Here is a 16802-nt window from a genome sequence, read left to right on the forward strand (position 1 = left end):
GATTACCTCTCATCGAATGCATCTTCGATGGCTGACATCACAGGTTTTGCAGCGTATTCGATCACGCGACGCGAGCCTGTTTTTACGTCGGCGGTAAATTCCATATAAGGTGATAATTTGTATTGAGTGCCTCCTCGTTCAAGAAAGTTTCGATCAATCTCAATCTCTGCCAAATAGAATTCGGCATCTTCTTCTTCGTATGATGAACGGCTAATTGAAGCGATGGTTCCCTCAACAAATCCATATTTTGCGAAGTTATAAGTATCCATTTTTACTTTTACCGCCTGGCCAATTTCAACAAACCCCATGTCTTTACGCGGAATTTTCGCTTCACCGTGTAGGGAGTTATTGATTGGAGCAATATCAGCGATACTCTCGCCGGGTGGTATTACCGCAGAACGGAAGTTGAAGTGTAATTTGTCGACCACACCATCCACTGGTGAGTAGACTATGAGTCGGTCTACCTTATCGGAGTGCTGTGGTTGTAAGATCCGTTTTAGTTTGAGGTCTTTATTGGCCTGGATGATTTGTGCTTGGTACTCAGAGTTTCGGTTCTCAACCAAGTCTCGATGTTGTTTCTCGAGTTTGTCGAGCTGGAAACGTTCATTCATGACGGACTCATCAAGGTTTTCAATCTCACGAACCATATTGGATTCTTGTACTTTCATATTTAGAACGTCGACATATGACGCCATCTCTTCTTTATAAAGCGTGTTTTTGATGTTGAGTTGTTTGCGAATGAGTGAGAGTTGGTTCTCTGAGCTTTTGCGACGCTTTAGCATTGATCCAATTAGAGAGTTTTTGTGTTTAATATCGTGAGTGATCAGCTCTTCGTTAGAGCGGTTCTTCGAGAACTCTTGCTGCCACGTATTCATGTTGACTTGAACTTGTTCTGGGTACTTTTCGATGTAAGAAGCAAAGTTTGGTTCGACCATGTCACGCAAGCTTTCATAACGGATTTTATCGAGTTCCAGCTGAATGATTTCGGTGTTCACTGTATCGAGTTGGGTGTTACGGTCGAGTGAGCGGATTCGAGCAATAGGTTGGCCTTCATACACAACTTCCCCTTTTCTCACTAACAGCTCTTCTAAAATACCGCCTTCTAGATGTTGAACTTTCTCAACATCAGACTCTAGTAACAGCTCGCCACGCACAGAAACGACAATGTCGATGCGTGCTTGTGACGCTACGGCGATAGCCACCAAAGCAAGTAGAAAAATGATGAGTAACGTCTTGTGAACGCTAGTCATCGCACTTGCAAGCACGATGGTGTCATCTGCTGTGACCTTGGAAGCCTCGTTGTTAGAAACAAGCGCTTTTCTTAGGTGATGCTCTATTTGGTTATTGCTCATGACCTACCTCGATGACTCGTCATCTACAACTTCCTTAATATCCAACAAGTGATGGATTTGTCTATTGACGTTTTGTAGTTCAGTTTTTACATCCTCTAAAAGCGCTTCCGGCGCAGGGAATTCGTGTTTACTCAAATGTTCCAACTTGGCCATTTTGGGCGGCAGGTCTTGGTCGCATAACAAAGTTAAGATGGTTTTCAATTTTTTAGAGTAGTTGTTGAGTTCATCAAAACGATTACCTTTATGAAGCATCTCTATGTTCATCGGTGCGTCCGAAAAGTCCTTATAAAAGTCGCCTAGCAGCAATTGCAGCCCTTTGTGGTTGTTGTCGATTGAACGCAATAAATTCGTCATGTCTATCATCATTCCACTGCCTTAATTGCTTTAATCACAATAACTAAGGATCTTTAAAGGCAGTTTTCAAATTTTTTTTACTTCTTTATGCATAAAAAGAAAAATATGAAAAAAGTTGTATAAAAACTTGGTTTTTCAAAATGGTGTCCTTTAATGCCTCTAAATACGATCAGTTAGCTAGTAGCAACGGAGGCTGTAATGGCAGGCGAAAATAACCAAAACAACCAAAATGAAGATCTCAATGACGCGGTAGAACAGACGGACACGAACGACGCGGGTACGCCCTCCCAACAGCAGAATCAACAGAACACGATTGCGTCGACGGTAGCGACGGGTGCTGAAAATACCGACGCGGCAGACGAAGTGAACCAAGCGTTGGAAGACAATCCAAGTGGTGCTGGTAATTCAGAAGAAGCAGCAGCTTCTGGTGCGGCTGTTCAAGAAGAGACGCCAGAAAGCGATGGAGATTCAGATGCAGCTCAATCTAATGTAGTCGGTGGTGCGGCTTCGGAAGCTGGCTCGGATAATGCTGCTGGCAGTGGTGGCGGAGCAGGTGCTGGCGCTCAAGCCGTAGGTGGCGATAACGCAGAGGCTGCGACAGGTGGAGCCGACGCTGAGGGTAATGAAGAACAAGGCCAAGCAGCACGTACATCTGCAGCGCCGAGTGCTACATCTTCTGAATCTGATGGCCAACAAGTCGATGATGACCTCGATTCACAGACAGTCGAAGAGACATTTGCCGTTGATGTTCAAGCTTCAGATGAAGAGACCATCAGTGAAGTAGAAGATGACTTTGATTCTGAGACAACAAGTGAAACGTTCAAAATCAAAGTGGAAAGTGAAAATGATGCTCCAGAGGCTGAACAAGATCTGGCTTACATCATGGATGAAGATGGCTCCATAACATTTACTCAAGAACAATTACTCGAATACGCAAGTGATGTTGATGGTGATGAGCTTGTTGCTTCAAATGTTCAAGTCGGCGCAGATGCAACGGTTCAAGATAATGGTGACGGTACATTCACAGTTGTACCTTCCGCTGACTTTAATGGCGAGCTAGACCTTACTTTTGATATCAGTGACGGCCAAGAAACCATAAGTAGTGCAATTGATTTAACGGTTCGTCCTATTAATGACGCACCTGTACCAGAAGATAAAACGTTTGAAATAGAGGAAGACGGAACTCTTGTCTTCACCGACGCTGATCTTCTTTCTGGTGCGACGGACATTGAAGGTGACAACCTTACTATTGAAAGTGTGACCTACGACGGTGGCGACGGTATTCTTACCGACAACGGTAATGGCACATACACCTTCGCACCGAATGAAAACTTTAATGGCGACGTAAACTTCGGTTTCGATGTATCAGATGGTACCGATACAGTCTCTACCAACATCGATGTGAGCGTAACAGCGGTTGATGATGCGCCTGTGTCAGGTGACCTAGCATACTCAATCGATGAAGACGGTTCTATCCGTTTAAGCCAAGAGCAGCTTCTATCGCAAGCGTCTGACGTTGAAGGCGATGACCTGACAGCCAGCAGCCTAACAGTTGGCGGTGATGCAACCGTTACTCAAAACGATGATGGCAGTTTCACTATCACGCCAGATGAGAACTTCAATGGCGACATTGATATCAGTTTTGATATCTCTGATGGCACCAATACCGTTCAAGCTTCCGCAGACCTAACTGTTAACCCAGTTAATGATCTGCCAGTGCCTCAAGATCAACAGTTCAGTATTGCAGAAGACGGTACTTTACTGTTCACAGACGCGGATCTGCTTACAGGTGCGACAGACGTTGAAGGTGATAACCTGACGGTTGAAGGTATCAGTTATGAAGGTACTGATGGCGTACTGACTGACCTGGGTGGGGGCTCATACAGCTTTGCGCCAAATGAAAACTTCAATGGCGACGTAAACTTTAGTTTCGATGTTTCAGACGGCACCGATACGGTGTCTGCAAACATTGATATTAGCGTGACTCCAGAGAACGATCCGCCAGTTGCTGGCTCTACGTCTTACACAGTTAATGAAGACAATTCGATTACCATTTCTGATGCACAACTATTGGCAACATCTTCAGACATCGAAGGTGATGTATCGATAGACAGCGTGACTTACTCGGGTAGTGATGGTGTCCTTGAAATCAACGGTAATGGCACTTACACCTTCTCGCCAAATGAGAACTTCAGCGGTGAAATTGCCCTAGATGTAGTGGTTGCCGATGAAGAAGGTGCAACCGATGCGACAACTGCGGGTATCACCGTACTTGAAGTGAATGATCCGCCAGTCGCAGGCCCAACGTCTTACACCATTGATGAAGACTCAGTACTGACCTTCAGTGAGTCACAAATGCTACTGAATGCTTCTGATTTAGAAGGGGATGTTGAGCTTGTCGGCATTAGCTACGACGGCCCTGATGGCATCTTCTCAGTCAATGGAGATGGGACTTGTAGCTTTGCACCGAATGAGAACTTTAATGGCCAAGTTCAACTTGACGTGACTATTCGTGATGAAGACGGCGCAGAAGTTGATACGGTCATCAACGTGGATGTTCTGCCAATTAATGATGCACCAGTCTCGGGTGATTTGGCTTACAACGTTAACGAAGACGGTTCAATCACATTGAGCCAAGATCAGTTGTTGTCTCAAGCGTCCGATGTTGAAGGTGAAGACCTAACCGCGAGCGACCTAACGGTTGATGGAAACGCAACGGTAACCGCTAATGATGATGGTAGCTTCACCATTGTTCCTGATGCGAACTTCAATGGTGACGTTGATATCCAATTCAACATCACGGATGGTACTGACACGGTTCAAGCAACCGCCGATCTTACTGTTAATCCAATCAATGATCTGCCAGTTCCTCAAGATCAACAGTTCAGTGTAGAAGAAGACGGTACGCTCCAATTCACTGACGCTGACCTGCTTACTGATGCCACCGATATCGATGGCGATGACCTCACCGTAGAAGGCATCAGCTACACAGGCGGTGACGGTGTATTAACGGACCATGGTGATGGTACTTATACCTTTGCACCAAACGAAAACTTCAATGGCGATGTAAACTTCGGCTTCGATGTGTCTGATGGCACAGAAACGGTTAGTGCAAATATTGATGTGAGCGTGACACCTGAGAACGATCCGCCAGTTGCTGGCTCTACCTCGTACATGGTCAATGAAGACAACGCTATCACAATTTCTGATGAGCAATTGTTAGCAAACTCTTCTGACGTTGAAGGTGCGGTATCGGTTGATAGCGTGACCTACAGTGGTACGGATGGTGTGTTCCAAGACAATGGTGACGGCAGTTATACCTTCCTTCCTAATGAAAACTTCAGTGGCGATATCAGCCTTGACGTTATTGTTGCTGATGAAGACGGTTCGATTGATGAGACCACCGCGGGCATTACCGTTCTAGAAGTGAATGATCCACCGGTCGCAGGTCCAACGTCATACACCATTGATGAAGATTCGGTTCTGACGTTCAGTGAATCTCAGATTCTTGTGAATGCTTCGGATATCGAAGGCGATGTAGAACTTGTTGGCATTAACTACGATGGCTCTGACGGTATCTTCACTGTAAATGGTGATGGTACATGCAGCTTTGCACCCAATGAAAACTTTAATGGTCAGGTTCAATTGGGTGTGACCATTCAAGATGAAGATGGTGCGACGGTAGAGACACAGATTAATGTTGATGTACTGCCAATTAACGATCCACCAGTATCGGGCGATTTGGCTTACACCATCAACGAAGACAGCTTAATCACACTAAGCCAAGAGCAGTTACTGGCGCGAGCTGGTGATATTGATAGCGAAAACCTAGAAGCTATTAACCTTTCGACCGATGAAAATGCAACCATCCAACAAAACGACGATGGTAGCTACACCATTACACCAGACGCTGATTACAACGGCGACCTAGACCTGAGTTTCGATATCATCGATAACGATGGTGGTGAGGTTCAAGTCGGTCTTGATATCACAGTGAACCCGTTGAATGACTTGCCACAAGCGCAAGATCAACAGTTCACGATTGAAGAAGACGGTACGTTACTCTTCACCGATGCTGACCTACTTGCAGGCGCGTCAGATATTGATGGTGATGAACTGTCGATTGAAAACGTGCTCTACACGGGCGCTGATGGTGTTCTTACTGATAATGGCGATGGAAGCTACAGCTTTGCGCCAAACGAGAACTTCAATGGTGATGTGAACTTCAGTTTTGATGTGTCAGATGGCACGGATACGGTTCAAGCCAACATTGATGTCAGCGTGACACCAGAGAACGATCCACCGGTTGCAGGTAGCACGTCTTACACCGTTCATGAAGACAACTCAATTACCATCAGCGACGAACAGTTACTTGCTAACACTTCGGACATTGAAGGTGATGTGGCAGTCGATAGCGTGACTTACACTGGCGCTGATGGTGTCTTTGAAGACAACGGTGACGGTACTTACACCTTCTCACCAAACGAAAACTTCAACGGCGAAGTTAGCCTTGATGTTGTCGTTACCGATGAAGAGGGTGCAACTGAATCGACCACCGCGGGTATTACTGTACTTGAGGTGAACGATCCACCAATCGCAGGCTCAACCAGCTACTCAGTCAACGAGGACGAAGTTATCACCATCAGTTCAGAGCAACTGTTGGCGAACGCTTCTGATATCGAAGGTGAAGTGGCGATTGATAGCGTTAACTACACAGGCTCAGACGGTATCTTTACCGACAATGGTGATGGCACATTCAGCTTCGCACCAAACGCTAACTTCGATGGCGATGTAAGCCTTGATGTTGTCGTTACTGATGAAGAAGGCGCAACCGTAGCGACCAACGCAAGCATTGATGTTCTGCCTGTTAACGATGCTCCGGTATCGGGCGACTTGGCGTACAGCGTGGACGAAGATGGTTCAATTACCCTGAGCCAAGAGCAATTACTTGCTCAAGCGAGTGATGTGGATGGCGATGACTTAACAGCGGCTAACCTGACCGTTGGTGGTGATGCGACAGTTACTGCAAACGATGATGGTAGTTTCACTATCACGCCAGATGCTAACTTCAATGGCGACATTGATTTGAACTTCGACATTACCGATGGTGATGCGACGCTTCAAGCAACAGCTGACCTAACGGTTAACCCAGTTAATGACTTGCCAACAGTAGGTGAGCCACAATTTGTGACTCAAGAAGACACCAGCTTTACCTTCACAGAAGAGCAACTGCTGCAAAATGCGGGCGACATTGATGGCGATAACCTATCGGTTGAAAATGTGGCTTCAGATAGCGGTACTTTGGTTGATAACGGCGACGGTACTTACACATTCGCACCGAATGAAAACTTCGACGGCAATGTAAATGTGACGTTCGACGTGAATGACGGTACAGCGACAGTACCAGCAGAAGCGACAATTGATGTTCAATCTGTGGTTGATATGCCAGAGCTGTCGATTGCGTCTGACCTAGTGATTGCGTCAGACAACTTCGAGTCTGGCTCAAACGGTTGGAATACCGGTACTGAAAGCTCACAAGGCTTCGAATCAGGTGACATGCTAGGTCGTATTGGTGGCACTGGTGGCGATGAAGCAGTCAGCAAAACTTACGACATTCCAAGTGATGTGAGCGAAGTTAATATCTCGTTCAGTTTCTACGAAATTGATTCTTGGGATGGTGAGTCATTCCAAATCTTTGTCGGCGGCGAAGAGCTAACTTCGTTAGACAACTCGGCGTTCCAAACTCAAGATGGCACTACAACATTGTACGATTCAGCGGGCAATGAAGTGGGTGAAGTTGTTCACGGCGTGTCGCAAGGTGAAGGCTTCAGTGGTTGGAACGACCAAGCGCACCAAATCAACCTAACGGTACCCGTTGAAGACGGCCAACTTGAGTTAGGCTTCGGTTCAACCTTGAACCAAGGTGTGAGTGATGAGTCGTTTGGTATCGACAACATCGAAATCACAGTGTCTGACGCGGATTACCAAATCATTGGTACCGAAGATACACCTGTACCACTCGATATTGATGCCGCTCTAACCGATACCGATGGTTCAGAAAACCTTGCTATTTTGATTGAAGATGTGCCGGAAGGCAGCTCGCTTTCTGCAGGTACTGATAACGGTGATGGCACTTGGTCATTGCAACCTGGTGAGCTAGAAGGGCTAGAGTTTATCCCTTCAGGTGACTTCAATGGGGATGTGGTTCTAACCGTGAATGCGACGTCGACTGATGTTGATACGGGCACCACCGCGACGGCAACCCAAGATGTGACGATTCATATCTCGCCAGCGAATGATGCTCCAGAAGTTGATGGTGACATCAGTGCTGTGACAGCCGAAGACAACAGCATCACGCTAACTCAAGAGCAGTTGCTAGAGCACGCTGTTGACATTGATGGTGATGACCTATCAGCAATCAACCTAACCACCAATGATGAAAATGCGACCGTTCAAATGAACGACGATGGCAGCTTCACCATTACACCGAGTGAAAACTTCAACGGTAATATCGAATTTAGTTACGATGTAACCGATGGGGAAGACATGGTCGCTGCAGGCCTAGACTTGACGGTAACACCGGTCAATGACGCGCCAGAGCCACAAGACCAAGCATTCACTATTGGTGAAGATGGGGTTCTTAACTTCTCTGACGCTGACCTGTTAACGGGTGCAACGGATGTTGAAGGTGATGACTTAACGGTAGAAGGTGTGACATACACGGGTGCTGATGGCGTTCTTACTGATAATGGCGACGGAAGCTACAGCTTTGCGCCAAACGAGAACTTCAATGGTGATGTGAACTTCAGCTTTGATGTGTCAGATGGCACGGATACGGTTCAAGCGAACATCGATGTGAGCGTGACGCCTGAGAACGATCCACCAGTGGCGGGCAGCACGTCTTACACCGTACATGAAGACAACTCAATCACGATCAGTAACGAACAACTATTAGCCAACTCTTCAGACGTTGAAGGTGAGGTTGCGATTGATAGCGTGACTTACACTGGCAGTGACGGTGTGTTCGAAGACAACGGTGACGGCACTTACACCTTCTCTCCAAACGAGAACTTCAATGGTGATGTGAGCTTAGCGGTTGTTGTTACCGATGAAGAAGGGGTAACAGAAGCGACCACAGCGGGAATCACTGTACTTGAGGTGAACGATCCGCCAATCGCAGGCTCAACCAGTTACTCAGTAAACGAAGATGAAGTTATCACCATCAGTGCAGAGCAACTGTTGGCGAACTCTTCTGATATTGAAGGTGAAGTGGCGATTGATAGCGTGAACTACACAGGCGCTGACGGCATCTTTACTGACAATGGCGATGGAACATTTAGCTTCGCGCCGAACGCAAACTTCGACGGCGATGTTAGCCTTGATGTAGTGGTGACAGATGAAGGCGGTGCGACAGTAGCCACCAGCGCAAGTATTGATGTTCTTCCAATTAACGATCCACCAGTATCGGGTGATTTGGCATACAGCATTGATGAAGATGGTTCCATTACTCTGACTCAAGAGCAGTTGCTATCTCAAGCCTCGGATGTGGATGGCGATGATCTGACCGCAAGCAACTTAAGCGCAGGCGATAATGCAACCGTTGTTGATAATGGTGATGGCACCTTTACGGTAACGCCAGATGCGAACTTCAATGGCGATATCGACTTAAGCTTTGATATCTCGGACGGCACTGAGTCGATTGTGGCGAACGCCGATCTGACGGTAAACCCAGTCAACGACTTGCCAACGACATCTGATGTTTATGCGAACGTTGATGAAGATAATGTCATCACTATCACGCAGGAGCAGTTACTTGCGAATGCCGCTGATATTGAGGGCGACGACCTTGTCGCTTCCGACTTAACATTAGTGGGTGACGATGCAACGATTGTCGACAATGGCGATGGCACGTTCTCAATCACTCCAAGCGAAAACTTCAATGGCTACATCGATGTTGCCTACAGCATCAGCGATGGCGACACACCAATTGCCGCTAACTTAGGCTTGACCGTTGACCCAGTTAACGACGCGCCAATTGTTTCTGCTGATGTGGCGATAACCATTGAAGAAGACGGTTCATACACCATTACTCAAGAAGAGCTCCTACAATTCGCGACTGACATCGAAGACGATGACATGACCGCAATTATCGGAGAGCAGGGCGATGAAACGACCGTTACTGGTACTGTGTTGGATGCTGAAACTGGCAATCCAATCGCAGGTGCGGATGTTACGCTAACCGACAACGCAGGTCATTCTTACACGGCGGAGACCGATCAATCCGGTAACTACTCTGTGAGCGGTCCTGTTGTTGACCAAGGTACCGTTACGATTGAACAAGAAGGCTCAATTACTAGCAGCTTCCTAGTTCCAGCAGGCGAAGATACCAACGGTGGCGTAACTGCAATATCTGAAGTACTTGAAGAAACAGATATGCGTATCGTGGTCACATGGGGTGAAAGCCCACGTGATATGGACAACCATTTATGGCTCTACGATACAGAAAATGGCAATGAGCTAGACCACATTTACTATCGCGACATGAGCCACGATTTGGGCGAAGGTAATGTCGTTCAGCAAGATGTGGATGACACGAATGGCGGTGGTCCTGAAACCATCACTATTCCAAATTATCAAGATGCTGACATGCACTATTCAGTACACAACTACACCAGCAGAAGTTGGGATGTGGATGGTGTTGAAGATGTACAGGTTCAGGTGTTTGTTGGCGATACATTGGTTGAAACCTTTAGCCCTGATTTATCTGAGAACCCATCGGGTGACCACTGGCATGTATTTGATATCGTGAATGGCGTTATTGTTCCAAGCCAAGACGTAGGCACTCAAAATGCATTCGACTTGCCAACGGCAGAAGAAGCGCTCGCGAATGAAAACGGCATTGATATCTCTGAATTGCTAACCGGAGATGAAGGTGATGACTCTGGTGATACGGGTGGAAACGAACCAAGTGTTGGAGATGTTTCCATTGAGAACGCTCTTATCACTGACAATGGTGATGGTACTTACACCATTACACCGGAAGAGAACTTCAATGGTGAATTCTCGATTAGCTACAACGTAGACGATGGCAACGGTGGGGTTACTCCAGCGGAACTAGACGTGACCGTAACAGCAGTTAATGACCTTTCGGTTATTTATGACCACGACTATACCATCAATGAAGATGGCTCACTGACCTTCACTGATGAGCAGTTACTCGCTGGTGCAACGGATATCGATGGCGACGACCTTTCTGTTGAATCTGTTAACTACGAAGGCACCGAAGGTGTGTTTACGGATAACGGCGACGGTACTTATACCTTTGCTCCAAACGAGAACTTCAATGGTAATGTCGACCTAACTTACGATGTGAGTGATGGTACAGATGTTGTATCGGCGAATATTGATGTTCAAGTGGTTCCAATCAACGACGTACCGGTAGCAGGTTCTACAACTTACAGCGTTGAAGAAGACGGCAGTATTACGCTAAGCGATGCACAACTTCTGGCGAATAGCTCGGATGTTGAAGGGGAAGTGTTTGTCAGCGATGTAAGCTACAGCGGCACTGATGGTGTATTCACTGATAATGGTGATGGTACTTACACCTTTGCTCCAAACGAAAACTTTAACGGTGACATCAGTCTTGATGTCTCTGTTATGGATGAAGATGGCGCAACCGCTGAAACAACCGCAGGTATCGACGTCATTGCTGTTAATGACTTGCCGGTAGCAGGTTCAACGACCTACAGCGTTGACGAAGATAACGTGATTACCATCTCTGAAGCGCAGCTTCTTGCGAACAGCTCAGACATTGAAGGTGATGTATCCGTTAGCGACGTTTCCTACTCAGGCGCAGACGGTATCTTTACTGACAATGGTGATGGTACTTACAGCTTCGCACCAAATGAAAACTTCAACGGCAATGTCAGCCTAGATGTAACCGTTGCTGATGAAGAGGGTGCAACGGCTGAAACCACTGCGGGTATAGATGTTATCGCAGTCAACGATGCACCAGTGTCAGGTGACTTGGCTTACTCAGTGGATGAAGATGGTTCAATCACGCTAAGCCAAGAGCAACTGCTGGCTCAAGCATCGGATGTGGACGGCGATGATCTTACCGCGGCTAATCTAACCGCGGGTGATAACGCTACCGTTACGGCAAACGATGATGGTTCATTTACTATTACACCGGATGCCGACTTTAATGGTGATATTGACCTTAGCTTCGACCTTTCTGATGGTACTGAAACGGTTGTTGCAACGGCCGACCTTACTGTGAATCCAGTGAATGACATCGCGGTTGTAGAAGATGTCGCTTACACCATTGAAGAAGGTGGTTCACTTACCTTTACAGACGAGCAACTGCTAGCGGGTGCTTCTGATATTGATGGTGATGAGCTGTCAGTTGCTGATGTGTCTTACACTGGCGCAGAGGGTGTGTTTACCGACAATGGCGATGGCACTTACACCTTTGCTCCAAACGAAAACTTCAACGGTGAAGTAAGCCTAGACTTCTCAGTATCTGACGGCACTGAGACAGTCGATGCAAACATCGACGTAACGGTAACAGACGTTAACGATGCACCAGTGGCAGGCGCAACGTCTTACCAAATGAACGAAGATGGCACCATCACATTGAGCCCTGAGCAGTTGATTGCCAATAGCTCCGATGTGGACGGTGAAGTGTCGCTTGATAGCGTGAGCTACTCAGGTGCAGACGGTATCTTGGTTCAAAATGAAGATGGTTCGGTAACGTTCGCACCAAACGAAAACTTTAACGGAGACATCAACCTTGATGTGACGGTTATTGATGACGATGGCGCAACGGCTGAAACAACGGCTGGTATTGAAGTAATTGCTGTCAACGACGCTCCAGTAGCCGGAAACGTGGCTTACTCGGTTGATGAAGATGGTTCAATTACGCTGTCTCAAGAACAGTTGTTGGCGAACGCTTCCGATGTTGATGGTGATGCACTGACCGCAAGCAACCTATCTGCAGGTGACAATGCAACCGTAACGGCAAACGAAGATGGTTCATTTACTATCATGCCTGATGCTGATTTCAACGGTGACATTGACCTAAGCTTCGACGTGTCAGATGGCCTCGAAACTGTTCAAGCTGGCGTCGACCTAACGGTTAACCCAGTCAATGACCTACCAACAGCAGAAGACCAAAACTTTACTGTTGAGGAAGATGGAACGTTAATCTTCACGGATGCAGACCTACTAGCAGGTGCTGCAGACATTGACGGCGATGACTTGTCTATCACGGATGTGTCTTACACGGGCGCAGAAGGTGTATTCACGGATAACGGTGATGGCACTTATAGTTTTGCTCCGAACGAGAACTTCAATGGCGATGTCAACCTAGGCTTCACAGTGACTGATGGCACTGAGACAGTCGATGCCAATATTGGTGTGACGGTAACGGATGTTAACGATGCGCCGGTAGCGGGTTCTACGTCTTATCAAATGAACGAAGATGGCACCATCACAATCAGCCCTGAGCAGTTAATTGCTAATAGCTCTGACGTTGATGGTGAAGTGTCGCTTGAAAGCGTGACTTACTCAGGCTCTGACGGCACCTTGGTTCAAAACGATAATGGGTCTGTGACCTTCACGCCAAACGAGAACTTTAATGGTGATATCAGCCTAGATGTGGTCGTGACCGATGATGACGGTGCAACGGCAACAACAACGGCAGGTATCGAAGTTCTGGCTGTCAACGATGGACCTGAATCTGAGGATGTGAAACTAACCACAGCCGAAGACAGCACCATTCTTATCACACAAGACATGTTGTTAGCTCAAGCTACCGACATCGATAACACCGCAGACGAGCTGTCGGCTTCTGGTCTACAAATCGACCCTAGCTTAGGTGAGTTGCTAGACAACGAAGATGGTACTTGGTCATTTACGCCAAACGAAAACTTCAATGGCGATGTGCCAATGACGTTTAATGTTAGCGATGGCCAAGAGACAATTTCAGTCGACGGCAACATCGATGTTACGCCAGTGAATGATGCACCTGAAGCGCCAATGATTGAGATGCAAGGCGAAGAAGATGTGGTCATGGTGATTGACCCAGCTTACATCGCGGATCAAGTGACAGACCTTGATGGCGACGAGATCAGCATTGAGAGCATCACAGTTCGGGCTCCAGCGAATGCGACCTTAACTCAGCAACCAGACGGCATGTATCACTTAGTGACTACTCAAGACTTTAATGGCTTAGTAGAACTCGGTTATCAAGCTACTGACGGTGAAGAAGTGGTTGATGGGTCGCTGAATGTGGATGTCATTCCGGTTAACGACGCACCATTCAATGTCGGCAACGCAATGATGACCACAGACGAAGATGGCGCGTTCACCTTCGATGCTGGCGACTTGATGAACTTGTTCGGTGACATTGATACCGCTGACCTTGTTGTTTCTCGCATTATCACCGCAGACGGTGAAGATGGCGGAGAAGTAACAGACAACGGTGATGGTACTTGGACATTCACACCAACAGGCGACTTTGCGGGTGTTTCTGACCTACAAGTTGTCGTGAGTGACGGTGAGTTCGAAACGGTTCTCGATGTTCCTGTGTACGTACGTCCTGTCGCAGATGGCGCGGTTATTTCAACCGACCATGATGGTCCATTAGTCTTCGGCGAAGATGAAACGGGTCACCTGGGACTGAACGTTGGCCTAGTCGATGATTCAGAAACGCTAAGTAACTTGGTGATGACAGGTTTCCCTATTGGATTCGAGGTAACAGATGGTGTGAATACCGTGATGATCACCGAGCCGGGTCAATACATCGACCTGTTCGACTGGGATATCTCAAACATTCAAATGACGCCGCCTGAAGACTTCCATGGTGAGTTCTTCGTAACCGTAAGTGCAACAACGGTTGATTACGGAGATGAGCCGGAAGCGTTTGATGATGGTATCGATTCAGGTGATTTCGAAACTGTGGCGGGTGATTCCATCATCCTAACGGCGGACGACCTAATTGGTTTGGCTGAGAATGTGGATGCTGACAGCGATGATGAAGTGAAACTGGTTCATCTTGCTGACCGCAGCCAAGGTGAGATTGTCGATAATGGCGATGGCACTTGGACGTTCACACCAGCACCAGGCTTCACGGGCGAAGCAGACATTGCGTACGTAGTTGATAAAGATGGCGTGCTTCATGATGAGCAAACTGGCGTAGTCGTGAAAGAAGGTGACTCGCAAGAGAATGCAGCACCAGAAGTTAACAGCATCACAACGACGGAAATCGCAGCGGATGCCACCTTGTCGTTCACTGATGAAGACATGTTAGCGAACCTGAGCGATGCAGAAGGCGACAGCTTGAGCATTGAGTCAGTAAGCTTGATGGAAGGTCAGGGCGTAATTGAGAGCGATAACCAAGGTAACTATCAATTCACTCCTGCTGAAGACTACACCGGAGATGTTCAAGTTGGGTTTATAGCGACCGATGGCGAGAATCGCATCGAAAGCTTCTTCAATGTGGATATCCAAGGCGGAGATGAAGCGGCGGCGAGCGAAGGTTATGCCTTAGCTGATGATGGTTCACTAACTATCACGGATGCACAGCTGGTGGATGAGTTAGGCGTGAGTGATTCTGCACAAGTTGTTGATGTTGCAGACGCGAACGATGCTGGCTTCTTTGCTCAATCTGGTGAAGGTGAGTGGACTTACTGGCCGAACGAAGACTTCGATGGCAATTTAGCGATGAATGTTGAAGTTAACGACGGCGGTGAAGTATCAAGTCACAGCTTAAGCATCCAAGTTGAAGATGATTCAGTACAAAGTGATGAACCACAAGTCCAAGCTGCTCAAGAAACAGAAGAGCAACAAGTGGAAGTGGCTCAACAAGCTGATGACCAAGCTCAAGATGCTGAAACTGAAGACAGTACAGCCGATGTAACCGCGGCACCGGGCGATACCATCTCTATCTCGATTCCAGATGAGGTGAGTGGTAACGAATCGGTTGATTATACTGATATGTCTGGCTTACCTGAGGGCGCTACTGTGAGCAACGCACTGGATAACGGTGATGGTAGCTTCACAATCAGTGGCAACCTAGAGCAGCCTGTATCCGTTGAACTTCCAGAAGGTTATGAAGGTACTAGCGAGATCCAATTCCAAGGTTACGACGAATTGGGTAGCTCAATAGACGGTGCTAGCGGTTCTGTTGAAGTTGAGGTCGATGATCAATACACCATGCAAAGTTCTACGCAAGAACAGCAACCGGACATGGCGGGTATGGAATCTGGTGGCAGCGACTGGACAAGTTCAGGTGGTCAAGATCAAGGTGTTGACTTCACGGATGACTCTGGAAGCTTCGATTCAGATTCTCAAACTGGAACTGATCAAGGCAACGACTTCGACCAAAGCTCGATTTAATCGAGAGAGCTTAGTTTTAGTCTAAACCGACATTTAGTCTAAACCGACATTTAGTCTAAGCCAACAAGCAGATAGGGCAGCGTAAAGTTGCCCTCATTAAAGCCATGTAGAGTTATTGATACATGGCTTTTTTATTTGTTTTTTTTTGTTTGTTTCGCTAAATAAACTTGAGAACAGGTAAATATGTCCTTAATTATTAGAAGGGTCAGTTAGACGGAGGGACGACATGTATCGTTATGTCAGTTCACCGCAAGCGTCGAAGTACATAGTGCCACCGCCTCAACATCGAGAGTTGTCGAGTGTGGATGTGCCTGAGTCTGAATTAGAGATGCGAGAAATATTGAATAATTGGTTTGCTGATGGTTTAGCGCCCATTATTGAAAGTGAAGATGACTACATCTCTGCGAGCGATCACGTTCGATTTGAAAAGCTTAGCCGCACCGTTGGGATGTTGTTGAGAAACAAAGATTATTATTTTGCGGCCAAACGGATTTTATCAGTGTGGGAACAAGATTGTCTTGAAACCACTTATATCAATTATCTCATTTTGCGCAGTGAGCGAGTCACTTCTCTAAGGTAAGTTAATGCTGTGGCATTTTTCATTAGGTATTAGGCATTAGCCATTAGCGAATTAGGGGCCGTGTGCTTACGATATTTTTGTTTTTCTGGCGAATCAGGTAAACAATACAGGCAAAC

4 protein-coding genes are annotated in these 16802 nt (G+C 47.0%); 2 read left to right on the top strand and 2 right to left on the bottom strand.

What is annotated here, in order from left to right; all coding sequences use genetic code 11:
• Nucleotides 1-2 precede the first annotated feature (2 nt).
• Together AB6D07_RS05115 and AB6D07_RS05120 are read right to left on the bottom strand one after the other, a co-directional pair.
• Nucleotides 3-1352 carry an HlyD family type I secretion periplasmic adaptor subunit gene (locus AB6D07_RS05115; protein WP_009844977.1) on the bottom strand — a complete coding sequence of 450 codons (1350 nt, stop codon included), beginning with the start codon at nucleotides 1350-1352 and terminating at the stop codon, nucleotides 3-5.
• Nucleotides 1353-1355: 3 nt separating this feature from the next.
• Entirely contained in the window at nucleotides 1356-1718 is a 363-nt protein-coding gene (locus AB6D07_RS05120) for a hypothetical protein (protein WP_017102613.1), read from the bottom strand.
• Between the two features lie 186 nt (nucleotides 1719-1904).
• Between AB6D07_RS05120 and AB6D07_RS05125 the strand changes: the two genes are divergently transcribed.
• Together AB6D07_RS05125 and AB6D07_RS05130 are read left to right on the top strand one after the other, a co-directional pair.
• Nucleotides 1905-16106 (top strand): carboxypeptidase-like regulatory domain-containing protein, encoded by a 14202-nt coding sequence (locus tag AB6D07_RS05125; RefSeq protein ID WP_017102614.1) that lies wholly within the window; start codon nucleotides 1905-1907, stop codon nucleotides 16104-16106.
• Nucleotides 16107-16332: 226 nt separating this feature from the next.
• Nucleotides 16333-16686: a hypothetical protein gene (locus AB6D07_RS05130; RefSeq protein WP_017072193.1), complete on the top strand. Its 354-nt coding sequence runs from the start codon at nucleotides 16333-16335 to the stop codon at nucleotides 16684-16686.
• Nucleotides 16687-16802 lie beyond the last annotated feature (116 nt).

Origin of the sequence: Vibrio sp. 10N.239.312.C11 (assembly GCF_041466065.1) — a bacterium.
Lineage (GTDB): Bacteria > Pseudomonadota > Gammaproteobacteria > Enterobacterales > Vibrionaceae > Vibrio > Vibrio tasmaniensis_A.

What these genes read in the sequence shown, in the direction of transcription:
- AB6D07_RS05125 (WP_017102614.1), top strand. Translation starts at nt 1,905, where the DNA reads ATGGCAGGCGAAAATAACCAAAACAACCAAAATGAAGATCTCAATGAC.
- AB6D07_RS05120 (WP_017102613.1), bottom strand. Translation starts at nt 1,718, where the DNA reads ATGATGATAGACATGACGAATTTATTGCGTTCAATCGACAACAACCAC.
- AB6D07_RS05130 (WP_017072193.1), top strand. Translation starts at nt 16,333, where the DNA reads ATGTATCGTTATGTCAGTTCACCGCAAGCGTCGAAGTACATAGTGCCA.
- AB6D07_RS05115 (WP_009844977.1), bottom strand. Translation starts at nt 1,352, where the DNA reads ATGAGCAATAACCAAATAGAGCATCACCTAAGAAAAGCGCTTGTTTCT.